Source organism: Bradyrhizobium arachidis (genome assembly GCF_015291705.1).
Taxonomy (GTDB): domain Bacteria; phylum Pseudomonadota; class Alphaproteobacteria; order Rhizobiales; family Xanthobacteraceae; genus Bradyrhizobium; species Bradyrhizobium arachidis.
Genome location: NZ_CP030050.1, coordinates 1,811,366 through 1,836,241, shown reverse-complemented (window position 1 = coordinate 1,836,241; position 24,876 = coordinate 1,811,366). Strand labels below are relative to the sequence as shown.

Here is a 24,876-nt window from a genome sequence, read left to right as displayed (position 1 = left end):
CTCCATTAAAATGCTTTTTGGCGCCTTATGGCACCAAGGAATATAACACTCCTCTTCGGCTATGTCAACTGCTTGGCGCTTTAAGCTACCGCAAAGTCGTATATTGGCGCCTTAATACGCCAAAACTTCCCTAAAAGGCTGAGAATTGGCCGTGTGCACCTTGGGCCTCAACATTGGGCCCGCTCATCCGATCCCGACATGCATCAGATGGGAAACCAATTGACGGCGGCCTCGCGAGTACATAACAGGAACATCGAAGACTGCCCTTTCAACCTCGCTCAATGCGGCAAAGCCAGTTCTTTGCCAAAGAGCGGGCGATTTCTGCCCGGCTCAAAAGTGCGGATTGCGTGGAAAAGGGCGGCGACCGGCAAACAGCATGTAGACATCGCCGCCGCAGACGGCCCAATCGCACTTGGATGATTTTCAATCGGGACCGGTCGGAATGGGGAAGTTCATGAACTTTAAAGCAATCGCAGCCGGCGCTTCAACTGAACCGACCTTGCAATGCCCCAACTGCAATCACGAGATCCACCTGACGGAATCATTGGCTGCTCCGCTGCTCGCGGAAACGCGTCAGCGCTTTCAGGAACAGCTGGCGAGCAAGGACGCCGAGTTGGCTCGAAAAGTCGAGGCGCTGCGGCTGGAACGCGAGCAACTTACGAGGGAACGCGAGCAACTTGAAGACCGGGTCGCACAACGATTGGCGATAGAGAGGGCGCAACTTGCCTCTAGCGAGGGAAGGAAGGCACGCGAGGCGGCTGCCGCTGAGCTACAAGCGAAGGAAGCGGAGGCTGCAGAGCTAAGGGCCAGCTTGGCCAACAACAACCTCAAGCTGGCCGAGGCCCAGAAGCAACAAGCCGAGTTGATGCGACAACAACGAGCGCTCGAACAGGAAAAGCGGGAGCTCGACTTAACCATAGAAAAACGCGTGCACGCATCCATCGGGGAAATCCAGACTAAGGCAAGGCAGGATGCCGACGAAGCCGCGCGCTTGCGGGTTGCGGAAAAGGACCAAACAATCGAATCCATGGCCCGCACGATCGAAGAGTTGAAGCGCAAGGCCGAGCAAGGTTCGCAACAGTCGCAAGGTGAGGTTCTCGAACTTGAGCTGGAGGAGTTGCTCCGGGGAAGGTTTCCCACAGATCTGATTGAGCCTGTCGGCAAGGGTGAGCTCGGTGCCGACGTGATGCAGCAGGTGAACGGCTCGATCAGTCAACCCGCCGGCATCATCCTATGGGAGTCGAAGCGGACTAAGGCATGGAGCGACGGCTGGCTTGCAAAACTTCGCGATGATCAACGCCGCTGTGGCGCGGACGTGGCGCTTATCGTCTCACTGGCTCTACCAAAGCATGTAGAGCATTTCGATCTCATCGACGGCATCTGGGTTGCTCATCCGCGATGTGCGCTCCCGGTTGCAGTGGCTCTCCGCCAGGGACTTATCGACGTCAACAGTTCGCGCATGGTTCAACAGGGACAGCAGACCAAGATGGAGCAGGTCTACCAATACCTGACCGGCACAAAATTCCGCCAACGGGTGGATGCCGTGGTCGAGAAGTTTAACGAAATGCGCGAGGATTTGGATAAGGAGCGCAAATTCTTGGGAAGGCAGTGGGCCAAGCGCGAAACGCAAATATTGGCCGTGATCGAATCGACCGTCGGCATGGTTGGTGACCTGCAAGCGATTGCCGGCAAGGCGATGCCGGAGATTCCCAGTCTAGAGGTCCCAATGTTGGAAGCCGCAGGCGAACGTGACTGGAAAGTAGGATAAGGCATCGACTGACCATCGACATCGGGCTGACGCGAGTGCGCCGGAAGAGCAGGATTTATCGCATACTGCCTGGTTTCACCGTTCGGCCCAGCCATCCAGGCGCCGTAGTAGAACATGCCCCCAGAAATTTCTGCCTTGCCGAAGGCCGCGCCTTCGCCTGCCGCCAACCATACTGCTGGCGGCACACTCGAACGAAGCTTGCTTATCGCTGGTGGCGGGCTTTGACCGGAATTCGGAAGCTCGGAATGCCGCTCTGAAGGAGATACGTTCTGCGACCTGCCCCTCAAAGTGAGATAGAGGAGCCAAACAACCCCGGCTGCCAGAACACACGATCCTATCGCGGCTGCGTGTTCCACAACGAATCGATAGATGGCCATAATAGCCACCACCAATCCGCCAATCAGGACCAGAAAGATGGTCCCGGCGTCAGATGATTTACCCCGTCGTCGCCCCATGGATGGTAGTCTCTAGCCCGCGCTCTGTAGCCTTCCTTCGGGCGACTCTTGCACGACGCACAACTCGCGGCAACGGCGTGGCTACAGTCAGTCACAATGAGGGAAAAGCACTATACAACAAGGCTCTGTAGCCCCTTATTCGACCACCGACCTGGTTCCGTGCCGCTATAGGAAATCGGCGCGGCCGCATCAGCGCCCGTACACAGTAAGGATTTCCCTTGGTGCGGGCAGCCCACCATGGGATCGCAAAAGCCCTACCGGGCACCTAAGGCGATCTCACATCACCGGGCGAGAATCGGAGAGATTGACCGAGCCGTCACCGGCGACTCCTTTGTCACAGTCGACAGGCTGGCTCCAAGGTGCGGGCTTGCGAGTTAGCAAGCCGAGCGGCGGGCTCTATCCCGCCTGACAGCGGAGGCCTTCGCCATGGCAACTCGTGGCAAAGGACCCAAAGACGTGTTTGTGAAGCGATACTCGCGATGGAAGGCGGGCAAGCGCGAGCAGGTGCGCGATGCGCACCGTGCTGCGGCTTACCGTCTAAGCTTGCGAAGATCGAAAGATCAGCTGGTGTTTGGGTTCTACCAATCAGGCCCGGCCTGAGAGGGAGCCGGTGACGGTAGCTTTGGGCGGGACCAGGGGCAGGCGAACGACCTTCTTCGCTCCCGTGATGGCCTCTTCCGCCACGCGCCATCCAATGGACCCGTGCAGCTTCCACAGCCGCGCCCACGTGCGAGGCAATTGACTGAGATTGTCGGAATCATCCGCTGCCGCGTCGGAAAAATCCGGATTCACCGCGCCGAGGTACCCATCGAAATAGGGCACCAACGCTATTTCGAGCCCCCGCTCGATCAGGAGATCATAGTTGGTTGAGAAGATTTCGACTGGTTTTGCCCGCTGGACGGAGCTCAACCAAGCCGCGAACTCAGCATGAAGCTGAAACCCCTTGGTCGGATCAACACTTACTCTCTGATAGATTGCCTTGCAGATCGCTCGGTCCAACTCTGTCGCAGCAACGCCAGTGAAGCCGCCGGCCGCCGCAGTTTTGCTGTCGCCGATCATCTCGCGACAGAGCCTTACGCGGTTTAGTACGTGCTCAATGTGCGCCCCTGCCCCGACTTCGGACAAGACGCGATCATACTCAGGTTGCATCTTGGCGTCGAGTTGACTCCGAACGTTTGAGGTCAGCTGGACTACACCATTCAAACCAACTGCTTGCGATGTGCCCGCACCAAAGAAAACAATTAGCCTCCGGCGGTCAGACGTCAGCTGTTCTCGGAGCTCCTCGCCCTCGCGCATGGATCGAACGTCGTCACGCCGGCGCCTCCACCTATCAATCTTTAACTGTGTTTCGTATCGGGCCAGACTGACACATTGATGCAAGTCAGATACCGAATTTCCCGATCGCGATGGTCCAATCGCCAAGGCGCTCTCGCCGTCGGTCCCGGCTTGGCTCGCCGGTCGGCATGGGAGGTCCGAGAATTTGAGCTAATCATTAGATCAACATCACAATCTGAATAGACATTCAATTGGGGAATTCCCTAGGGCGCGCGCGCCGCGGGTCAAATGAATCGTCACACGCCGACATGCCGCCGCCGATCCAGCGCGTCTGGTACTTCACGGCCATCTCTGCTTCACCATGCTCACCATCCTTGTCATAGACCTTCGAGACCATGACAATGGTCTCATCGTTGCCGTGGTTGGTCACAGGATCACCTACGCGCGTCATTTCTTTTTCGGCACCAGGTTGAGACTGACCGTGCCGCAGCTGCAGCGGAGCACCTCCTTGTCGCCCTTGATAGGTGAAACGCAGAGGAACTCACCGCAATCGGTGTTGGGGCATTGCATCAGTCGAAGCAATTCCTGAAACGAACTCGCGACCGCAACGAATTCCTTCGGTTGCAGATCCGCCCAGGCGTTGTAATGGACGGCCTTGTTGATCATCCATTCTTCCGACTTCGTTGCGGCGACACGTTTCTTGGATTCGACCTGGAGCGTTTCGGCCTCCTGGATATTCTTGCCCCATGAGGCCGCCGAATCGCGCGCCTCCTGGAGGCGGGCTTTCCAGGCGGCCAACACGTTGGGCCAGAGATCACCGAGATCGTATTGTCCGTTACCGTGATATTCGATGCGAGCACGCAGGTTGTCAGCCAGGATCGTCGAGGTGAATTCGAGGTAGCGGCGCAACGTTCCCGCCGCCTGCGGGACATTGCCCTTAGCCAGGTATTCGTCGATCTGCGTCCAGACGTCGCCTTCGGTCCAGACCTGTGGGCCGCCGTCAACCGTCCAGCCGCCAAAGCTGAGCGTGCTCTGGACCAGCTTTTCGCTCTGCATGAACTTGAGCCACACCCCGTCGTGGGTGGTCAGGATAAACTGCGTGTTGGGAAACTTCTGCTTCAGGAGCGCACAGACCTCACGCCGATGGCCGGCATCGACAGACATCAGCACATCGTCCAAGACGGCGAGCGTGAACCCGTCGCCGAGCGTATGCTTCACCAGTGCAAGATAGAGGCACAGACCCATACCATCTTGATGGCCCTCGCTATGGTAGGCGCCAGGCGGAAACTTGCCCCGGCCGTAGAAGTCAACATCGAAAGCGAGCCTGCCGAACGACGGCGAGAGCTTACCCTCGAACTTGTCTTCATCGTCACGGTTGATGAAGCTGTAATATTCGGTGAAATCCTTTTGCACCTTGTCGTAGATGCCCTCCAGGATGGCGGTGCTGACCGCGCCGTAGTGGCTCAGCACGGCCGACGCTGTCTCGGCCTGCTGCGCCGACACGCTCAGCGCGCGCCGGGTCACGCGGCATTGATCGTATTTTTCCTGCGCCACGATCAAGAATTCCTTCGCCACTTCCTCCGTTGAAGGATCTGGCAACGTGTCGATATGAGCCGCAAGACCGTCTGTGGCTTGAAGCAGCTCGGCCGCGATGGGCGAGCCCAATCGGCCGAGTGCTTGCAGGGCTTCAGCAATGACCGCCGGGTCGCCAACGACCTTATCGAGGATGACGCGGTCGCCGTCGAGCGCCTTGGCCTGAGCGCCGAGTGCCGAAGCATCTATCGGAGGGTTGGCCTTCTCGCACCATTGGGCCACCTTGCCGGCGTCCCGGACCACCGCCTGCAGGTGCGCCGTAAGAGGAGCAATTGCCGCTGCAAGCTGCTCCAGAACAGCAGACGCGGCATCGGCTTTTGCAATCTTCTCCTGAAGATGGGCAGCCAGCGCTGCCATTTCCCAGGCGTTGTCACAGAGCGGGCAAGCATCTTCCTCAAGAAGGTCGAGCCCCCGCTCGAGCAGCGCGCGTTGCTTGACCACCTTCAACAATGCCGGGTCATCGGTGAGCTTGGTGAGCGCGGCAACAGCCGCAGCCCTATCACCGGTTATTCCCGCCTGCTGCGAGGCAGCGAGACGATCCAGATAGGCTGCAAGGTCGCTCTTGGCACCAAGCTTGGAAAAGGGTTGCAGCGTCTTCTCTTTGACCTCTGTATTGACGCCTTCCTTCAGGGCATTTGCCGGCGCGAGGTCCGTGACCGGGTCGAGCTTCAGAACGGCACGCCGGGCATTTACCGCAGTAAGCAGCTCATTCTTTTTGGGAGCCGCGATGCCGAGGTGCCGGAAGAAATCGGATTTGGTACGCTGATCTTCCGCCTGAGCCCGGGTGTGGTCGCGCTTTGCCTCATTGGCAACGCGCTGGAACGAGGTCCGCAGCTTTTCGAGTTGATCGAGGCGCAGAAGCTCCTGGACGTATTGCGACCGCTTCCCCGCCGGGACGAGGATGTATTTGATGATCTCGCGACGAGACAGTGCAAACTCAGGATGGGTTTCGAGCTGTGCGAGAATGGACTTGGCCTCGGTGTCGTTCGGCTCCAGCGTCGCGGTCGTTGCGTTCTTGACGCTCCGTTCGATCGTGAAGCTTTTCTTCAGGGCAGGCGCATAAACCTTGAGGCGAACCAGCGCGTTCTGGGGCTTCTTGCTCGAATCTACGTGCGGGGCGTGCGCCTTGACGCTCAGTTCAGCCGTACCCGTGCCACCGAGCCGGGTGATGTTTCCGGTGAGGGCGAACTCGATGGCATCCACGATGCCGCTCTTGCCGGTACCGTTCGGTCCCGCGACGCCGAGGCTCCTGCGCCCGAGCGAACGCTTCAGATGACGGATGCCGCGGAATTCGACGATCTCGATTTCCTCAATCTGGATCATCGTTCTGCTCCGCAGGGGTGAAGATCGCCTCCCGCAGGCTGTCTGCGTCAAGCTTGTGTTCCGTGAGCGCCTGTCGCAACGCGGTGAGCGATGCCGACGGCAAAGTCTTATGGTCCTCAAGCCTTTTCGTGAAAGCGTCGATCACGGACGAGACCGTCGACGAAAAGGGCGGGTCACTCTGAGCAGCCATCTATGTCCTTCCCGTCCGCCGTACCGTCGCGGCCGCTGCCGCGCGTCGCTCGCTGATTCGTGCTATCTAAGGGTGCGCCACGGAAAATCGAGCGCGGAGCTTGTAGCAGATTAGTATATGTGCCGTATAAATGATTGCGCTTGCGCAAGCTAGATGCGATGCGACGAATCCTATGGCGATGGTTTTTTGTCGGGTGCGCAAGGATTCGATTGCACGGCGAAGGTCGGTTAACCCATTGAACTAACACACATGGAAGGCTCATTGGGGGATATTAGCGTCCGAGGTCCTTAGCCAGCCAAGAGCGTGCCGGGGCCTGCCGCATCATCGAAAGGATCCCTCGCGATGGAGCGACCTGACGGGCCCCTCTGCGTTTCGATGAAGGCGCCCGATGAGGTACAGCAGTTCCGAAACGAGGTGATTGAGCGCCACCGTGTGGATTGGAAGCCGCCTCCCATGAACCGACCGAGGCAAGCGTAACTGGCGGATCTTTGATGGATTAAGCCGCCCGCATGATCGCAAGGACGTCCAATTCCGCGACACCAGTTCCCGAGCGCGCGGCGAGGCGCGCTCCGAGTCAAAAAGATGCCGCTGCCGGAGTTTCCAGCAGCGGCGCCAGTCAGGGAGGAAGCAGACGAGCCGGTCTGCTAGCGGATCCGTAGGGCGCAGATAGTTCGCCCGAAATTTCTTTACCCGAGACGCGCTTTACGGGCCCTCTTTCACCGCGAGCGGAGCTCGCTCAGTACCCTGCAGCAAATCGCATCCGGCACTCAGGACGGGCGCGGAGAGCCCCGTCATGCAGCCAGGAGGAAACGGCGCCGACGACCACCCCTTCCCAGCCGAACCTGGCTCCTACGCCAAAGAAGGACAGGACGTTGCTCCGGTAACGATCGACGTCGTGGTCTAGACCTGGATGAAGCGGCGTGTAAGATCGGCGGAAGCATCAATTGGGTAGGGTTGGGTAGAAACCGTGAGAGTAGGTCGCCTTGCCGCAAGTCTCTCCTCGTCTCGCGGTGATCAGATGACGATCTATGCGCCATCACTGCGGACCCTTCCACAGAACGCCATGCTGGTCATGGCCACGCTTCCCGTCATCGACTGGAACGACTGTCTCCTGCGGAACTTGCAAGCGGGGCCCAAGGTGCCCCCTTCCTGCTATGCGGCGATCGTCATGATCGACCCGTTTGCATGCTGGGAAGATCTTGGTGATTTGTTGGAAGGTGCAAGGATGACCGGAGTGACGAACTTTCCGCCTGCCTTCATGATTGAACGGACACCGGCAGGAGTGCCGCTCGATCGCGGTCAGGAGCTCGAGCTTCGCCGTATGGAGTGGTTTGCAAGCCGAGGGTTCAAAGTCCTGTTTGTCGCGGCGGACGAGGCAAAGATAACAGCCGCGGAGCAACGGCTAGGTTCGCAACTGGATGGGTCCGTCTATCTGCGACCCGAGGCGCTTGCGCTGCCGATTGGATCGGACATCAGGCTCATAAGCCTTGGCTCTCATGGATCGTCGTCGGTACCGAAGTTCTCTCTGGAGCAGGCCTCCACGGCCAAGCAGCCGCTTCGACGGGCATGAGGCCTTATTCGAGGATCCGTAGTTTCTTGATTTTGTTGTAGAGGGTTTTGCGCGAAAGCCCGAGAGAGCGAGCAGTCTTGCCGCGGTGAAGCCGGTTTCTCTTCAGGCCCTCGATAATCCAGTCTCTCTCGGACAGCGAGGCGGCGGGCCGTGCGCCTGAAGTCGGCTCCAACAGCGGCTTTAGCATCTCACCGGTGATGTGAGTTGATGCCAGGGTCACGAGCTGGTTCACGACCTGCCGCAGCTCGCGCAAATTGCCTGGCCAGTCGTGCCCGGCTAGCGCAAGGAAAGCAGAGTTTTCGATTGTGAGCGTCTGGGCGCTGGAATCTCCTTTGGCTTCGACGGTGAAGTGTTGAACGAGTTGCGGCAAATCTTCAAGCCTGTCGGGTAGCGAAGGTAACTGGAGATCCAGCCCGGTAAAAAGGTCGAGAAGCCGCGCGCACAGAACCGTTTCAAGTCCAGCGCCTCGGGCCACTGTCGCGGTCGCAATGATCCGAGCGTGGGAACGCATGACAGTTACCCCGTTCAGAGGGGTAAACCCGCCTGTCTCCAGGTAATCGGCGAGGCGCTCCTGGCCTTCGCGCGAAAGCTGGTCAACATGCAGCAGCAAGACGGCGCCGTCGCTCGACGCCTCCAGCAGCGACAATTGGCGTCTGCCACTCTCAAGGCGCTCGGCGCCGAAAAACGGGCCGAGTGTATCCATCGCCGGACCGGGTCGGCAATGAAACAGCATCGCCTTGGCGTGCCTGCGGTCGCTAAACGCGTGAACCAGGCTTGCTATTCTACGCTTGCCCGAGCCGGCCTCTCCCCAGATGAGAACGGGGCTGGGGGTTGCCGCAACCCGTTTGGTCATCTCGAGGACGCGCTTCATTGCCGAGGACTGCGCGATAACGCCGTGCCTGAAGCCACTCAACTGCAGCTTCCTTTCGAGCAGATCCACCTTCTCGCGCAACAGGTGGATGGTCTTGAAGCCCGACGTCACCTCGAGGACCGACATCTCCAAAGGCACGCGGTCCAGCGAAGAGCCTCCGATGAACCCTTGGATTCCGGTTTCGCGGCAGATGTCCAGGAGCTCGTCCGGCTTTGTGATCGGGCCGCCCCCAAGCAAGCAGATGGTGCTCTTGTTGACGGATTGAGCAACGCGCGCAACGGCATTCGTACGCGCTGCAAGTTCAGACAGGCTGATCGACGGATCCGACCCGCTTTCAACCGCGCGGTTTAGATTGAAGTTGATGCAAATGGCCTCGGCGCCGGCTTCGACCATTCGACGCGCTTCAGATTGAGTGCGAGTATAGGCAATCGTCATCAGGCCGCGTTTTGCAGCCTTCACAAGGAGCTCGATCTCCCGGGAATAGCCAAGGCCGGACTTCTCGAGCAACGACCTGCGGTCATCATCGATGTGTATAACCGAAGGGAAGTTGGTCACGCCAGCAAATCCCCATTTGATGATCCGGTCGAGCCATCGATCCAGATCAAGCTCGGGGTCGAATGTACAGGTGCCGAAGAAGACCGGCAGTTTCGTATTTGGCAGGATCTCGGTCCGTCCGAACCCCGCTACGAACTCGTTACTATTGCGGATTGGAAGAATCGAGGCGGGCGAGGCCCCGCCCATGGCACGAAAACGGCCAGCATTGAGTGCGAGCACGAAATCGGCGCCCGCCCGCTCCGCGGCCCTGGCCGTCATGCCCGATCCGATCCCCGCACCAAGGACGAACGAACGGGAATTCCGGAAGAACTGCCTGATGCCGGCTCCCTTCACCTCAGTGGTCCGCGTGTCGATCCGGAGCCGGCATCATCGCACGGCTCAACGTCAAGACTAGCTCCAAGTCGCAGGCACTTGCAACCGCCGAACCGCCTTTCCATTGCTCATGAACAAGTGGCAATCGGCTGGAGCGGCGGTGAGGGTAAGCTTTCCGGCGCCTTTGCGCGAGCCGGATTTTGGTGCCCTGGCGACGACCGTTTCGTCTCCAACGTTACCGTAGATGTACGTGACACTTCCGAGATGCTCAACGAAATCGACCTCAAGTCCAATGGAGATCTCCTGCTGCTCGGGTGCCGGCGAGCAGAAGTCATCCGGGCGGATTCCGACAGTGACCGGCTTGCCAACTAGCATTTGGTCCGGCTGGACCGGAACGGAGATTGTAGAACCAGCCTCCAGTCGGACGTGCAGGCCTTGCTCGTGAGCTGCCACGACCTTGCCGCCCAGGAAGTTCATCTTCGGCGAGCCGATGAATCCTGCCACAAAGCGAGAGGCCGGATTGTGATATAGATCGTGGGGGCTGCCAACCTGTTCGATGTTGCCGTCCTTGAGGACGACGATCTTGTCGGCCATGGTCATCGCCTCGACCTGGTCATGTGTCACATAGATCATGGTATTTCCGAGCTGCTTGTGGAGCTTGGCAATCTGAACCCGCATTTGCACGCGCAACTCGGTGTCGAGGTTGGACAGGGGCTCATCGAACAGGAACACTTTTGGTTCTCGCATGATGGCGCGCCCGATTGCGACGCGCTGGCGTTGCCCGCCTGAAAGCTGTCGAGGCTTGCGATCCAATAGATGGTCGATCTGCAATAGCGACGCTATTTTGGCTAACTTGGCCGCGATCTCGGCTTTCGAGGCTTTGGCCATGCGCAGGGGAAAGGCCAGGTTCTCTCTCACCGTCATATGCGGATAGAGAGCGTAACTCTGAAAGACCATGCCGAGGTTGCGATCGGCCGCATCGATGTCGTTGACGAGCTCATGGTCGATGAAGAGCCGCCCGCCGCTGATGGGCTCGAGTCCGCCAATCATGCGCAGAAGCGTGGATTTGCCTGACCCGGACGGACCAACGAAGACGACAAATTCGCCGTGATCGATGGTCAGATCGATATTACGCAGGATCTCGATGGTCCCATAGGCCTTCTTGATGCTCTCCAGGCGAACGTTGGCCATTATGCCATCCTCTGTCGCGCCTCGGCCGCGTGAGCAGCACTTACCTCAATTTCGCGCAAGCTCGATACGATGAAGTCCGGGGCCATCAAGGAGGGATCCTGAGGCATCGGCACGCCGGTTCTGACAAGCACCGTGGCAAGACCCGCCCTCTTCCCGGCTTGAATATCCGTAGATACTTGGTCTCCGATCATAATGGTCGAACCGCGGTTCGTACCAAGGCGTGAGAGCGCTGTCTCGATCATCGGCACTTGCGGCTTCCCAACGATCGAGGGCTGCACTTGCGTAGCCGCTGCCACAGCTGCAATGGTCGCACCAGCCCCAGGCTCGAACCCGCTGGCCGTCGGCAGCAGAAGATCGGGATTGGTTCCGATGAAGACGGCGCCATTCAGGATCGCTTCAACGGCAATTCGCATCTTCTCGTGCGTGATATCCCGGTCAAGTCCCATCACAACGGCTTCAGGCGTTCGGTCAGTGACCTCCAGTCCAACATCGCGCATGGCTGTGACAAGCGAGGGAGCGCCGATGACATAGATTCGCGTCAACTGCGGATAGTTCGTTCGAATGAGTTCTGCGGCGGTGATAGCACTTGTCACGACCTCTGACGCCGCGATCGGAAGACCAAATCCTCTCAGCTTGCGGACGACGTCCTCAGGGGTATGCGTGGAATTGTTCGTCACAAAACAGAACGGCACGCCGGCTTCCTGCCATCGCGTAAATGCTTCTATCGCATCCACGATTGCGGTGCTGCCACGATAGACAACGCCATCCAGGTCCGAGATGATCCCTTCTATTGGCGGCCAGTTCACGTTTGAGCCGGTGCTATCCATGCATCAGCATCCCGCCATTCACATGGACGACCTGCCCGGTCATGTAGGAGGCAGCGGGGCTGGCCAGGAACACCGCGAGGCCTGCGATATCTTCCGGCAATCCGACCCGGCCCAGCGGAATTCGGCCACTGTGGCGCACTTCGGTCTCCTCCCGCGGACGCCCGTGCATGGGTGTATCGATGATCCCGGGTGCAATCGCGTTGACGTTGATCTTGAGCGGAGCACATTCATAGGCGAGCAACTTTGTCACGTCGTGTACGATCGCCTTTGACAAGCAATAATCAGCGCCGCCTGCCTGGTAGTTGAAAACCGCGCCTTGAGATGACAATGAGGACCCGACATTGACGATGCGGCCGCCCTTGCTCTTCATGAAGCGCTCGATCGCTTGCTTGGCACAGCGAAGCACCGCGACGGAATTGATCTGTATGGTCTTTTCGATTCTATCGGCATTGCCGGTCAGAAGCGGCTGGGCCGATTTTATTCCAGCGTTGTTGATCAGGACATCGAGCCTGCCGAAGCGCTTGGCGATCTCATCAAGCACCCTGCCGACATCATCTTCTCGAGACACGTCCATGCTCATGGGCAGAATGCCATTGCCGTGCGGCAAGCGCGTCAGAATGTTCCGGAGAATTTCCACATTTACGTCGGTTGCCAGGACGTTCGCACCGCCCTGACGGAAAGCATTGGCAATGGCTGAGCCAATGCCCCCGCCCGCACCGGTCACGAGCACGGTCCTGTCTGCAACTGAGAACTGTTCAGTCATTCCAACTCCAACATCGTTTGAGAATTCAGAAACTCGTCGACGGCCCCACTGCTGGGCATCGAGCTCTGGGCCCCGCGTCGCGTCACGCATAAGGCGGCAACCGCGAGCGCCTTTTTGATCGCTTCTCGTATCGGCAACCGGTGGGCAAGAGAGGCTGCGAAGGCTCCATTAAAGGCATCGCCCGCCGCGGTTGTATCAACGACCTTCACAGGAAATGCCCTCAGCGCAAAAGACGCGCTGGCATCGGCGTAGTAGGCCCCCTGCCCACCAAGCGTGATCAGGGCAGCTCTTGGCCCGAGATCGAGAAGCTTTCCGGCCGCATGAGCTGCGCTGTCGAGGTCGTGCACCTCGACACCGGTGAGCTCGAAAGATTCCGTCTGGTTTGGAGTGACGAAATCGACACTCCTCCATGCCGCCGCCGACAGGCCCGCCCTCACGGGCGCCGGATTGAAAATGAGATCGAATCCTTTGCTGCTCTTCATTGCAAACAGGTGATTGAGCGCGGGGACGGGCATGCCCATCTCGGCAACGACGATTGCGTCCCGCTCAATGAATTCGGCCGCCTTTTCGACCATGCTTGGTGTGACATTTGCATTGGCTCCCGGGTCTATGACAATGATGTTGGAGGCGTCGTCACCGACAAGGACGAGAGCAGAACCCGATATCTCCCCTGGGCACACCGCTATGGCATCGAGACGGACACCTGCCTCACGCAGCGCTTGCAGCAAGGATCGACCGGCGTCGTCATCGCCAAGCCGGGTGTAGAAGCTCGGCCGAAGGCCCAATCGAGCTGCGGCGACCGCCTGATTGGCGCCCTTGCCTCCCGCATTCCGCTTTAAGCTTCCCATCAGGCTTTCACCCGGCGTTGGAAGCCGCTCGACGTTGAAGCAGAGGTCGAGATTGGTCGTTCCGAAGAACATCAATGGTCTGGGGCTCATTTCACGGCTCCGAAGGTAAGACCACGTTCGAGATGACGCTGGCCAAGGATGATCAGGACGACCGGCACAATCATGGTCACCACCAGACCCGCAGCCATCACCGGATAGAACTGAACGCCGGGATTGAGCAGCTTGAGCAGGGCGACCGTGACTGGTGCTTTCGTCGAACTGAGGATCAGGCCGAGCGCGAAGTTGTGCCACGCGAGCAAGAAGATAAGCAAAGAGGCGCCTATCAAGCCGGGCTTTAGAAGCGGAAGAACGATGTGCCAGACAACCCGGAATGGCTTTGCGCCATCCATGGCGGCCGCCTCCTCAACGTCCTTTGGGATGTCCTCGATATATGAACGGCTCAGCCAAATGATCATTGGCAGCGTGACGACTTGATAGACCCAGATCATACCGCAATAGGTGTCATAAAGGCCGATTGTCTGAAACACGCTGAACAGCGGTATGACGACAAGGAGAGCCGGCGCGAAGCGGAAGCCCAGAATGAAGAATGCGATGTCCTCCTTCATAGGGATATCACGCCTCGCCAGGACGTAGCCTGCCGGTACCCCGGCAACGAGCGATACGAGCACCGCACAAAGCGAGATGACGACGCTATTCGTGATCGGGGTCAAGAAATCAACCTTGATAGTGCCATAGCTTGTCGCCCCGGCGTGGGCGGCATCGAACAAAACGCGGAAGTTTTCAAATGTTGGAGTGAAGATAAAGCGCGGCGGCCAGGTCATGACCTCGGCCTGCTGCTTCACCGACATCATCACGATCCAGACCAGCGGAAATGTCAGGATCAGCGTACAAGCAACAATCAGCAGATTAAGGAACAAGCTTGCAGGCGTTGAGCGATTAAAACGCATGTCAGCCCCCTCTAGCTTACGCGCTGACGGACCAACCGCCACAATCTCACCATGGCAAAGGTTCCGAGAAGCACGATCATCCAATTGACAACCATGAGCGCGGCACCACGCCCGAAGGCGAGATTTTGAAAGGCCGTGATGTAGGCGCGAACCGAGAGCACGGAAGTACTGTCACCCGGCCCGCCCTGGGTTGTTCCGAAGATGATGTCAAACTGGTTGAGCGATTCGATCAGCCGAAATACCGCGGCGATCAGGATGTACGGCGCGATGAGCGGAAGCTCGATATGGAGGAACGTTGCCCAACCCCGCGCGCCATTGACCCGCGCGGCTTCTCTGACCTCATCGTTGATGCCCTGCAACCCGGCGAAGATGATGAGCGCAAAGAATGGCGTGTAAGTCCATATGTCGATGAGTAACAGTGAGAACATCGCCGTGCTGGCATCCGAAATCCATGCGAACCGTCCGATCCCAACGAGCGAAAGCAAATAGTTCAGGATCCCAATCTGCGGATCCATCATTGTGGTCCACATCAAGGCGACGCTCATTGGCGGCAGAACCAGGGGAAGGAGAATGACCGGCCGCATCAGCCGGGCAAGGAACACCCCACTTGCGAACAATTTGGCGAGCGCAAGCCCAAAGAACGCTTCGGCGAGCACGGCGGAGCAGGCATACGCCATAGTCGCCCGCACGCTGTTCCAGAAATCTTGGGTCTTGATTGCCACTTCATAGTTGGTGAATCCAATGAAGCGAACCACGGGACGGCCAAGCTTGAGATCGGTGAGTGATTGAAAGACCCCATAGGAAAACAGAAAAAGAAATCCAAGCAGGATGATGATTGCGGGGGCAATCGCAGCAAGGCTCCACCAGTCAAGAGCATTCTGCTCGGCCTTTTGCACCTGCTCGTTTTTGGACGAGGACAGCTGGTCGACCGATGATTGTAGCGTCACGATTGCGTCGATGCCTTGAAGGTCCATCGCTCACTTCTCAAAGGATACTCGGGCCTGGTGGGGGCGGCAAACCCCTTATGCCGCCCCCTCAACCGCCTTACATGGAGGAGCGGATCTCGGAGGCGAGGTCGGTCAAAGTCGCCTTCACGTCCGCGCCGTTGACCATTTTCTGCATGGCGACTGCCCAGGCGTTCATTGCCTCGGCAAATCCTGCGCGCGGCGTAAAGGCCAATGCAGCCCTGTCCTGCACGATTTTGAAGGTATCCACGAAGTTCGTGAATTCCGGTTTAGTCGCGTAGTCGAGCCAAACCTTGTCGCTCCAGGTCGAGGCGCGCGGAGAGTTGACGAGCTTCCCTGCGACGGCACCCTTGAGCTCGACCTGCTTTGACGTCGCCCACTGGATGAACAGCCAGGCTGCTCCCTTTTTTTGAGAGGCCGCATTCATGGCCAGGGACCAGATCCAGATGTTCGATTCAAAATTCTTGCCGTTCGGAGCTCGCAGAGGGGGAGCGAATGCGATCTTGCCCGAAGCGGGCTTGCCGGCGACATCGTTCCAGAACCCGAACATGTTGGAATCGATCGCCATCGCTGTCCGACCCGAATTGATGCCATCGACCACCTGATACCAGTTGTCATTGGCAAAGGATTGAGCAGCGCACTTCTTGATCATCTCCACATAGTCCTGGTGGAAGGCGACGGACTCGGGCGAATCGAGACCAGTTTCTAATTTGCCGTCCTTGACGACGAAGTCGTGCACACCGTAAGACTTGGCAATCGAGATGGCGGCCGTGTGGATGCTGCTCCAAAAGCGGACCCCCCGCACGCCCAGAGGTGTGATCGCCGGATCCGCAGATTTCAGCTTCTCGCAAGCCGCGGACATTTCAGGCGGGGTTGTCGGAACCTTGATACCGTGCTTGTCCAGAATGTCCTTACGATAGAATAATTGGATGTTTTCGAACCCGTGCGGGATAGCCCACACCTGACCCCCGCCCGCTTCGATTTGCCCGCCATTGACTTGCCACGTCAGCGCGTCACGCAATGCGGGGAAGAAGTCCTTGTAGTCATAGCTTGCCGAGGTGAGCTTTGGGTTGTTCAGATAGCGGTCGAGGGGCTCGAGTAGTTGACCGGGCGCGAGATCCCAAGCCGGCTGAATCCCCGTGCCGACGACGTCCCACGAGGCCGACTTCGTGCTCAGCTGGATTGTCAGCTTATTCCAGTAGGCGTCGTCCGGATAAAGCTCGGGTGTCACCTTGATGCCTGTCAAATTCTCGAACTCAGGCAGCTGTGCTGCAACGGCGTCAGCATACGGATGGATGTCGTAAGCCCACACGATCGAAGAGCCCTCGAACTGGCGCCAGTTGATTTCCTGCGCTTCGGCCTGGTCGAAAGATGTGGCCGCACCGGCCAAGAGAGTTGAGCAAATCAGAGCGGTTTTGACAAAATGAGCCGAATGGCCGCCCAAAGCGGCTAGCGTCCTTGTCATTAGTCCCTCCTCTGGCTCTTTGGCCTGCAAATTCACGTGCCCTGCTCTTCCAGGGCCGCGAGTGTTGGAAACGCTAACCGTCATTTTCCGCCCATGTGCACCCATTCAGATCGAAGTTGGGTAACATTGGGTAACTCAAGAAAGCAGCATCACATGATCAATGCAGGCGCATGTTCAGACCCCGCGAGCCACCCCGCAAAGAAGGGCCGATCCCCGCCACTGCTCGCGCTTTTTCATCAGTAGCTGGTCCAAATGCTCTACTGATTCCACCGCTCGACAGACGCGGCGAACTTGTTCTCGACAGACGACAACTCGCTGCAAATAACGACACATTGACGCAACCTTTCGCAATCTCCCATCGCACCGACGATCTGTCTCGCGACTGACCGAACGGCGGTGCGATAGGCGTCCCTCCCGCAGCGTGGGAAGTGTCTGACTTACTTTCCTCGAAGCAACTGCTCATGCAGGACGATGGGGTTGCCCAATCAGCGACAGCACCTTCCCTCGAATTTCTAAAGAATGGTGATGCGGCTGCTCGTCTCGATATTGCACGCGTGGTCGATGCGCTAAGTGGTCGCGTTTCGCTTCTCGATCTCCGCATGCGCCTCGGGGGACGAGGTCTTCCACTTTGTGCACGGCGCAGACGGCTGCGACGATTTGCATCCGTTGCATCATCTGGTTTGGTCAAGGATCGCATTCACTATTGGATTTTTTCATCCGACCAACACGGGCGCCGATGCTGCAACCGAGCTTGCTCTGCAGAAGGCGTCCTTCGACCCGTGTGGATATGCCGCTGGAAGAGACCATGCGTATGATCCGAGGAAAGTCGCCGCCTGATCGCCCTTGATTTTACCGTTTCTGGATTGAACGAGGGCGGAAAGCAAAACGCGGATTAATTGAAAAGCTTCGCCCAAGCCTGGAGACCAAGCTTAAGGGCACCGTTGAGCTTGGCGCCGATATCGGCATGAACGTGATGGGCGATGTCGTCAGCCAGAGCGAGAGCCCCCGACGCGTTCAAACATTCTGGAACGATTGGGTAAATCTGCTTTTCATCGTGTTCGAGAAGCGTCCGCAAATCCTGCAACAGCTTCGCGCGCTGCACATTCATACTAGGTTGCATGCGGCGCTCCGATGGAAAGCGCGGCGTTTTACCAGCGAAGACTTGCATGATATTGAGCACGCGTCGGCTGCGCTGGCTTATTGCCTGGCTTTCTTCACTGAAGACGGACTGCACTCCACTCTCGTGGCAATCAACTGTTTCAGTGCCGGCGTGCCTCTGACACTGCGGGTGCTATCGAGTTTCTAAAGCAGACCGAGACTGAACTTCAGGCTAGTGCGCGAGCATAGCAGCGGCTATTTGCTCTTCCTCTTTGGCGCCGCGGTTCTCGCTTCCTTCCTCGTCTTCGGCTTTGCCTGCGCTTTGGAAAAGCTCTCTTTTTCACCGTTTCGAGGGCTCCCGCTCGGACGCGGCATCGGACTCCTTGGGTTCGCGCAGCATGCGTGGCGCGTTCTTTCTTCGGCTGCTTCAGCATGAAGTCGGCGACCTCCGGGATGGAGTTTTGGAGGATCTGCGCCGGAAGGGTCTGAGCTTGGTCTTCAGCCCAGTCGTCCGCCCTAAGGGCTTGCTCTAGCAAGCCCTTAAAACTCTTCTGGAAAACGTCCCGATCGTCAGCCATTGGATGCCGGGGGTGATGCCTTGACGAGCCCGCTCAGCTTTCCAACGCCGCGGTCATCGCCGCCATCAGCGCCGCGCATATCGTCATTAGCCCTGCGACTTGCTCAATCGCGAGCCGGTCTGTCACGAGCTTCAGTTTTGCAGTACCCGATGCCGCCAGTACCTGCGGCTGTTTGCTCCTATATCCCTAGCGGAGGGCTCCTCTTCCGAATGAGGACACAAGCGCTTCAATCTTGATGATCGGCAGAGCTCGAAGCGTTACACCGCGCTCAAAGCTTTTGGCTAAGAGATTTATAGTAGCGGTGTTGACCCGAGCCTGCTGGATGCTCGAATTGAAAGCAACCCGCGAAATTCTCGATCGCCTGCATTACCCCTTTAAGTGATGGCGCCGTGAAGGCGTGGGCCTGCCCCGTAGACCAATGCGAGAGGTAGTTGCTCACGATCGTCGCCACCGAAGTGGGGAGGCCGGCGAGCTGGGCAGGCTCCAGGACCAGGCGCCCGGCCGCGTCATGGAGGTCGACGGCTGCCTTGATGGCGTCTATAAGGTTTTTTGCCATTTGCTTGTCGTCATTGAAGGCAATGCCGATGGGCACGGGAATGCCGACCCTCGAGATGACCTCCTCGAGTTTGAACTCGAAGTACTGCCTGATCCGAGGCGCGGCATCGTCGGTGTTTCCGGTATCGAGAAAGGCGTGAGTCGTGTCGCGAATCTTGTGGATTACGCCGGACTGCGGAAGCACCGATGTTCGCGTGGTGCCCTGAATGCACTGATGCCACCAACCGCCCTCGTTCGCATTCGTGTTGAAAAGCTTCTCCAGGACTGTGTCATGGCTACGCAGGATGACCTGAGGACCACCTGGGACCCCAGGCGCGCAAATTGTCCTTTGATCACGTTCATCAGATGGAACTGGTGCCCGGAATCAAAGCTCGATGTGACATCATCGAGAATCAGAAACTTGGCGCCCCCACCATAGAGCGAGGCGGCCGCCAATAGACGCTGATCCCGAAGGCGTTGCGATAGCTCTCCGAGAGGACGGCTCGGGCCGAGATGTCCGGCAGTGTCCAGAATTGAGTGAGGGAGATGGAAAGATCTTCGCTGCCGGCGCGCTTTTTCAGAGCCGGCACCACTTCGGTGTACATGATCGCCGCTCGCGCAAGAGATTCGGCGCTCATTTCGACCGGGGTAGCGTGTTATCAACCTCGCAGCAGCACGTCCTTTGTACGTTTCGTATAGAATGAATTCCAAGCGACCGCATTGGTCGTCCGAGCCCCCTCCAAGCACCCTTACGTCGTCATGTTGTCAAATGCGCGGTCATCGGCTGGGAGCGCAGCGGGGCAACTCATCGAACTTTCCGAGCATGGCAAAAGACAACTATGCGCCTGGGGCGGCGCGGCGCCGCGCAACACGAGCACGGCTGCCGCGCGCGACCATCTGGATGGCGATAACGATCGCCGCGCTCTCCATGCTCGAGATTGGATGAGCGTTGTTTTCACTATAAACGGACAAGTCCACCTCGACGCCAAACCCAGGGACAGCAACCGTCTGACGCAACTTTCTGACTCCAGTCACAGTTCGAGAGCAGATGAAGCACTCGCCGTCATATAAAATTCGGAATGGGATTCGTTGCTCGCGCATCATCACCGGCCTTGATGACTCAAGGGAACTTTGGACGCGCGCGCCGCGTTCGCGCCTCGATATCACTGCTAAGCGCTGGACGACAACATCATCGCTCTCACGATATTAGCGCGACTCGCGCGCTATGATCGTTTGGTGAGCAGCCTCACATTGCAGGATTTCAGCAAATTAGCTGGAAGTTTTGTTCAATTCCGCTCCCGTCCTGAGGCATTGTCATTGACGAAGCTTCTCTCATACCATGCGGCCCTCCTAACATGTCGGTGGGCAACCGGTTCTCCCACGGACTTACCAAGACACGGCCAACGTCGCCGCTGAAGGCCACTGCCCCAACAGCAATTGCAGTGGATTGCTCTGAGCTGCTGTTGCTGCTTCGGCCCGACAGACCTCGTGCCGGGCAATCACATCCCGTGTCGCCCACCACTTCTTTCGAGTCGTTCGTCTGGCCTGCGGCTACGTGGGACCATCGTGCCGTTAAAGCCAGCGAAGGATCCCCGCGCGCGAACTGGCGCACCGCTGAGTGCCGTCTAGCCGCGCGCCACATCGCGCGCAACCACAAGCTGATCTAGCAGAAATACAACGGATCATGCCGCTCAAACGCCGCAGAACGTCCTGGTTGCGATGTTAACATCGCTCGCCGATGGGTAGGGACAAATAAGCATGGTTAAAGCATTTCGCAATACCGTCATGGTACTCACTTTTGTCGTCGTCGCCGGCAGTAACATAATTTGGAGTTTGCTAGATGACTACGTCGCCTGCGGCCTAGCGCTAGCCGCGTCAATCACCGCCGGCTTTTGCGCCGAGCGCGCCTTCATCAAACGGTCCCATCGCGAAATGATCCGCCAACATGGCGCAGACTGGCAGGCTGGCAGCGAGCGCATAGAATCTCCCGGACCAACTAGGACGGCGAAGGCAGAGAAATGACAATCGACCGGAATATCCTCGAGAGCGGCACGAAGCGGGAGGCGCCCAAGCTGGAGGTGCTCGATTGCCCCCCTTGCGACAGTTGCTAGCCCATGGATCGGCGATCGAGGCATTGCGCACCTGGTACGCCATGCAGTCAACCGTCAATACCGTCGCCCTCTACGACGCAGCAGCAGCGCTGTTCGGCTCGGATTTCGACCGGGCCGAGTACCACGAGGTCGAGTGAATATATCTGATCTCGACGCGCTTGCAGTTGGGAAAGCGCGGGCCGAAGTCGGCGACGTCTGCACCGATGATTACGATCTTGATGCACGCGGGCTCAGGTGGCCGCGACAAGTGCAGCAACAGTCTCTTCCCGCGTAACTGATCGACTAGCTTTGTGGGGGACGCGACAACGAAATTGGGGGACGGAAGATCGGGCACCCTTATCCATGCGACGCTTCAGGGAAACCACTGGTCTGCGTGGCACTCAGGACCGAAATTTCAAGAAAATCAATGCATCCAATAGTGTGGATGGTGCTGGCAGAAGGGATTGAACTGTTTTTAGTTCAGGTCGGCCTCGATCCAGCAGGACGCCGCGAAATGCCGCATGGCGTGCCACTTAAAGCGCAATCCGGCATCTTGCGTGTTTTTCGACCGAAGTGTGGCGATCGGGCAGGCCTATTTGGCTCACCGAACTCTCTGAGTGCGTCAGCTTGTCGACAGCTGGTCCTAATAGAGCGAGAGCGAAACACTCGAACCGAGGGCGGCCATGGATCCATTTAACACCATCAACCGATTCGACCCAGAGTTCGCTGCTTACAACGCCGCGGTGCAACAAGCGCAACAGCAGCAACCGGATTTTGAGCCGTACTTGGCTGAAGTGCCGCAAGTTGGTACCTCTGCGATCGCAGAGGATCCTGTTTCTGCTGATCCCTACCCTCCTCATCTGTCGGAAGAAGGCTTTAGACTCGCTGAGACCTCAGGACTTGAGCACCAGAGGGCCGACGGTTCTCATCCCGAACACGCAGTGACCGGATGCGAGGATGCCGTTGTCCTGATGGGTGAGGATTACACCGGCCAGTTGAGGCCTGCTAAGAGACAGAGGACATTTAGCGAGACGCAAGCCTATGCCATTGAGCATCAGGCCAGCGAGCCTAGCAATTCAGCCGCTCGCGGGTTGATTGAAGAGGCCGGCACACCGTTTCGGGCCAGCGGTCCGTTGATCCTTCCTGCGGAAGACTACGCTCAGGATCAGCTGTGGGCGATGCTGGAAAACGCCGGCTCATCGTCGTCTCTGGAGCCAAATGAGCGTCATGACGACGCCGTGGATTCAGGAGTGGCCGTTCGTTCCTTCAACTCGCGGCAGGATGACCAACGCACGTCAGGCGCGCATGAGGGTAGCAGCGTCCCGCCGAGCCAGGACACGCCACCCGCTCCTTTCATAGTTCATAACGACCGCTTCACGGCGCTGTTCGTGCCCGCGGCGGCGATGAGGGGCGGCTCTCCACTGAATCTGTCAGGCGCACCCATTCATTTCGGATCTCGACGGGAAATCATTCCGCAGCCGAGCGCACAAGCGGCGAATCGGCCGTCGCCAGCACTGCTTGCACAGACGATGGAGCAAGCCGCTCCGGCGTCCGCCAGAACTGAGACGACGCCGGTGGCGGCCCGCGAGATTTACGCCGCATCATTCGCCGTTCCTCAGGGCTTTTCGCACGGCACACAACCCGCCCCAATCACGATGATCTCGAAGCTCGGCCGCTGGGGCCTCTTGCCGGACGCAGCGCAGCCGATGAAGCAATACGACATTCGCGGCGAGCGTTACACGGCGCTGTTGGGGCCGGAAGGCCCCAACGACGTTCGGCTCATCCACCATCCACAGCTGTAGACACCAGGGACAGTCGCTACATGAGGGGCCAGTCCAGACAGGTAGCAGACTTGTTGATGGACGATAGCTTGCTTCAGCGACTCTTGCGAGCTTAGTGAGCTTCTGGGCGATGCGGATAAGGACTGCCGGCCCCGATGAACCTGCGGGCACCGTGGCTCAGCGGCTCCTTGTTGAGCCGAACAGCCATGGCCCCTTTTGTTTATGAAGAGTGTGATCACGTTTGGCGGGCTGGTTACGGCGAGGTGATGGTGCAGAAAACTCGGAGGCGACTCGCTCCCTCGGGGGCCGCTCGTCGCGATAATGTCTGCCCGTGTCTCGACTTTCTTTGCGGCAAGGCACAGGAACAAACGGGGATTGCGCATTCGGCCCCCGCTTTTAAAGCCTTGATGAAAGGCGTTGTCGCGGCTTGCAGGGCCCCGAGAAGGTCCGGCGTGCCGCCGCGCTGAGAGTCCACAGGTCACGATCACTCGCCTCCTTGATCGGAGCGGATCTTTGCCGGAATCCCACCGACCTACAGCTCCTTCCAGCATCACCAAGATGTCGGTGCCGCAGAAGGCGGTCCGGAGCATGCAGCCGAAAAGAATCCCGAGGAACTTTGAATTGTGATGAAGGCTTGGTGATCTGAGGCCGGCAAACTGGACCATTTTTGGCTAGAGTTCTCGCTGCCGAACCCTTCGGCTGGGAGGAGCGATGGACCATGAAGGCCTCGAAGTTTTCAGACGCCCAGAAGGCGTTCATCCTGAAACAGGGCAACGACGGGGTCGCGGTGGCGGAGATCTGCCGTAAGGCCGGGATCAGCCAGGCGACCTACTTCAATTGGAAGAAGAAGTATGACGGGCTGTTGCCGACCGAGATGCGTCGGCTGAAGCAGCTCGAGGAGGAGAACGGCAAGCTGAAGAAGCTGGTCGCGGACCTGTCGCTCGACAAGGAGATGCTGCAGGGCGTGATCCGCCGAAAGCTATGAAGCCTGGTCGGAAGCGCATGCTGGTCGACGCGGTCCGCAGCGAATGGCAGGTCTCGATCCGCCGGGCCTGTGACGCTCTCGAATTTGACCGCTCGACCTACCACTACAAGTCCCGTCGCCCTGGCCAGGCTGCCCTCGAACAGAAGATCAAGGAGATCTGCCATGTTCGTATTCGCTACGGTTATCGTCGTGTTCACGTCCTGCTGCGTCGTGAAGGCTGGCGCCATGGCCAGAACAAGACGCGGCGCATCTATCGCGAATTGGGCCTGCAATTACGCAGCAAAACGCCCAAGCGCCGGGTCAAGGCCAAGCTGCGCGATGATCGCAGGCCGGCGACGCGATCGAACGAGACCTGGGCGATGGACTTCGTCCATGACCAGTTGGCGACCGGACACAAGCTGCGCGTGCTCACGATTGTCGATACCTTCTCCCGCTTCTCGCCGGCGCTGGCGCCACGGTTCACCTTCCGCGGCACCGATGTTGTGGAGGTGCTGGAAAGGGCCTGCAAGGAAGTGGGATTCCCGGCAACGATCCGCGTCGATCAAGGCAGCGAGTTCGTGTCCCGCGATCTTGACCTCTGGGCCTACCAGCGCGGTGTCACCCTGGACTTCTCGCGGCCCGGTAAGCCAACCGACAACGCGTTCATTGAGGCCTTCAACGGCCGCTTCAGGGCCGAATGCCTCAACGCCCACTGGTTCCTGTCCCTTGCGGACGCCCAGCAAAAGGTGGAGACTTGGCGCAGATACTACAATGAAGAGCGGCCCCATGGCGCGATCGGCAATCGACCGCCGATTTTGCTGCAAAACCACGTCGGCGCATCCAGCTCGCCAACGTGATCACGGCGAAAAACTCTAGTTCTGAATGGTCCAAAGTTCGGCCTCGCTGCACACGG

20 protein-coding genes are annotated in these 24,876 nt (G+C 58.5%); 5 read left to right on the top strand and 15 right to left on the bottom strand.

All coding sequences use genetic code 11. From position 1 onward, the window contains the following. Positions 1–454: 454 nt before the first annotated feature. Complete coding sequence (locus WN72_RS08850) at positions 455–1,768, top strand: DUF2130 domain-containing protein (protein ID WP_092219808.1); 1,314 nt, start codon at positions 455–457, stop codon at positions 1,766–1,768. 1,040 nt (positions 1,769–2,808) lie between these two features. Here WN72_RS08850 and WN72_RS08845 read toward each other — a convergent pair. The 4 genes from WN72_RS08845 to WN72_RS08830 form a co-directional block, all read right to left on the bottom strand. Continuing rightward, positions 2,809–3,519 (bottom strand): SIR2 family protein, encoded by a 711-nt coding sequence (locus tag WN72_RS08845; protein WP_092219767.1) that lies wholly within the window; start codon positions 3,517–3,519, stop codon positions 2,809–2,811. A 226-nt stretch (positions 3,520–3,745) separates the two neighbouring features. Beyond that, positions 3,746–3,949 carry a hypothetical protein gene (locus WN72_RS08840; protein ID WP_143130817.1) on the bottom strand — a complete coding sequence of 68 codons (204 nt, stop codon included), beginning with the start codon at positions 3,947–3,949 and terminating at the stop codon, positions 3,746–3,748. Beyond that, a complete protein-coding gene (locus tag WN72_RS08835) occupies positions 3,946–6,414 on the bottom strand; it encodes an AAA family ATPase (RefSeq protein ID WP_092219771.1) in 2,469 nt (822 codons plus the stop codon). Before WN72_RS08835 ends, WN72_RS08840 begins: the two co-directional genes overlap by 4 nt. Further along, on the bottom strand, positions 6,401–6,604 hold the full coding sequence (locus WN72_RS08830) for a hypothetical protein (RefSeq protein ID WP_143130818.1): 204 nt from the start codon (positions 6,602–6,604) through the stop codon (positions 6,401–6,403). Before WN72_RS08830 ends, WN72_RS08835 begins: the two co-directional genes overlap by 14 nt. A gap of 1,018 nt (positions 6,605–7,622) precedes the next feature. Between WN72_RS08830 and WN72_RS08825 the strand changes: the two genes are divergently transcribed. Continuing rightward, positions 7,623–8,174 carry a hypothetical protein gene (locus WN72_RS08825; RefSeq protein ID WP_244553972.1) on the top strand — a complete coding sequence of 184 codons (552 nt, stop codon included), beginning with the start codon at positions 7,623–7,625 and terminating at the stop codon, positions 8,172–8,174. Between the two features lie 4 nt (positions 8,175–8,178). Here WN72_RS08825 and WN72_RS08820 read toward each other — a convergent pair whose 3' ends face one another. The 11 genes from WN72_RS08820 to WN72_RS08770 form a co-directional block, all read right to left on the bottom strand. Further along, the gene (locus tag WN72_RS08820; RefSeq protein ID WP_244553973.1) at positions 8,179–9,933 is read right to left on the bottom strand and encodes a phosphoenolpyruvate hydrolase family protein; all 1,755 of its coding nucleotides are present in this window, start codon (positions 9,931–9,933) and stop codon (positions 8,179–8,181) included. 57 nt (positions 9,934–9,990) lie between these two features. Continuing rightward, complete coding sequence (locus tag WN72_RS08815) at positions 9,991–11,103, bottom strand: ABC transporter ATP-binding protein (protein WP_092219773.1); 1,113 nt, start codon at positions 11,101–11,103, stop codon at positions 9,991–9,993. Next, positions 11,103–11,930: an HAD-IIA family hydrolase gene (locus WN72_RS08810; RefSeq protein WP_092219776.1), complete on the bottom strand. Its 828-nt coding sequence runs from the start codon at positions 11,928–11,930 to the stop codon at positions 11,103–11,105. The genes WN72_RS08815 and WN72_RS08810 overlap by 1 nt, the downstream gene beginning before the upstream one ends. Beyond that, the gene (locus WN72_RS08805) at positions 11,923–12,693 is read right to left on the bottom strand and encodes an SDR family NAD(P)-dependent oxidoreductase (protein WP_092219779.1); all 771 of its coding nucleotides are present in this window, start codon (positions 12,691–12,693) and stop codon (positions 11,923–11,925) included. Before WN72_RS08805 ends, WN72_RS08810 begins: the two co-directional genes overlap by 8 nt. Next, positions 12,690–13,631 (bottom strand): ribokinase, encoded by a 942-nt coding sequence (locus tag WN72_RS08800; protein ID WP_092219781.1) that lies wholly within the window; start codon positions 13,629–13,631, stop codon positions 12,690–12,692. Before WN72_RS08800 ends, WN72_RS08805 begins: the two co-directional genes overlap by 4 nt. Then, positions 13,628–14,488 carry a carbohydrate ABC transporter permease gene (locus WN72_RS08795; protein ID WP_092219783.1) on the bottom strand — a complete coding sequence of 287 codons (861 nt, stop codon included), beginning with the start codon at positions 14,486–14,488 and terminating at the stop codon, positions 13,628–13,630. The genes WN72_RS08800 and WN72_RS08795 overlap by 4 nt, the downstream gene beginning before the upstream one ends. Before the next feature lie 11 nt (positions 14,489–14,499). After that, complete coding sequence (locus WN72_RS08790; RefSeq protein ID WP_092219786.1) at positions 14,500–15,462, bottom strand: carbohydrate ABC transporter permease; 963 nt, start codon at positions 15,460–15,462, stop codon at positions 14,500–14,502. 70 nt (positions 15,463–15,532) lie between these two features. Further along, positions 15,533–16,918: an extracellular solute-binding protein gene (locus WN72_RS08785; protein ID WP_092219788.1), complete on the bottom strand. Its 1,386-nt coding sequence runs from the start codon at positions 16,916–16,918 to the stop codon at positions 15,533–15,535. A gap of 892 nt (positions 16,919–17,810) precedes the next feature. After that, entirely contained in the window at positions 17,811–18,152 is a 342-nt protein-coding gene (locus WN72_RS08780) for a hypothetical protein (protein WP_092219791.1), read from the bottom strand. 710 nt (positions 18,153–18,862) lie between these two features. Next, positions 18,863–19,333 carry a hypothetical protein gene (locus tag WN72_RS08775; protein ID WP_092219795.1) on the bottom strand — a complete coding sequence of 157 codons (471 nt, stop codon included), beginning with the start codon at positions 19,331–19,333 and terminating at the stop codon, positions 18,863–18,865. Between the two features lie 208 nt (positions 19,334–19,541). Continuing rightward, positions 19,542–19,733, bottom strand: coding sequence for a hypothetical protein (locus WN72_RS08770; RefSeq protein WP_092219797.1), 192 nt, complete (start codon positions 19,731–19,733; stop codon positions 19,542–19,544). A 1,481-nt stretch (positions 19,734–21,214) separates the two neighbouring features. Here WN72_RS08770 and WN72_RS08765 point away from each other — a divergent pair. The 3 genes from WN72_RS08765 (at position 21,215) to WN72_RS08755 (ending at position 24,820) form a co-directional block, all read left to right on the top strand. After that, complete coding sequence (locus WN72_RS08765) at positions 21,215–21,376, top strand: hypothetical protein (RefSeq protein WP_194483001.1); 162 nt, start codon at positions 21,215–21,217, stop codon at positions 21,374–21,376. A 525-nt stretch (positions 21,377–21,901) separates the two neighbouring features. Next, a complete protein-coding gene (locus WN72_RS08760) occupies positions 21,902–23,020 on the top strand; it encodes a hypothetical protein (protein WP_092219801.1) in 1,119 nt (372 codons plus the stop codon). Positions 23,021–23,717: 697 nt separating this feature from the next. Then, positions 23,718–24,820 (top strand): IS3 family transposase gene (locus tag WN72_RS08755; protein ID WP_194483000.1). Its coding sequence is split into 2 segments (ribosomal slippage): positions 23,718–23,979 and positions 23,979–24,820, totalling 1,104 coding nucleotides; the frame shifts between segments, so codons are not numbered across the junction. Positions 24,821–24,876: the final 56 nt, after the last annotated feature.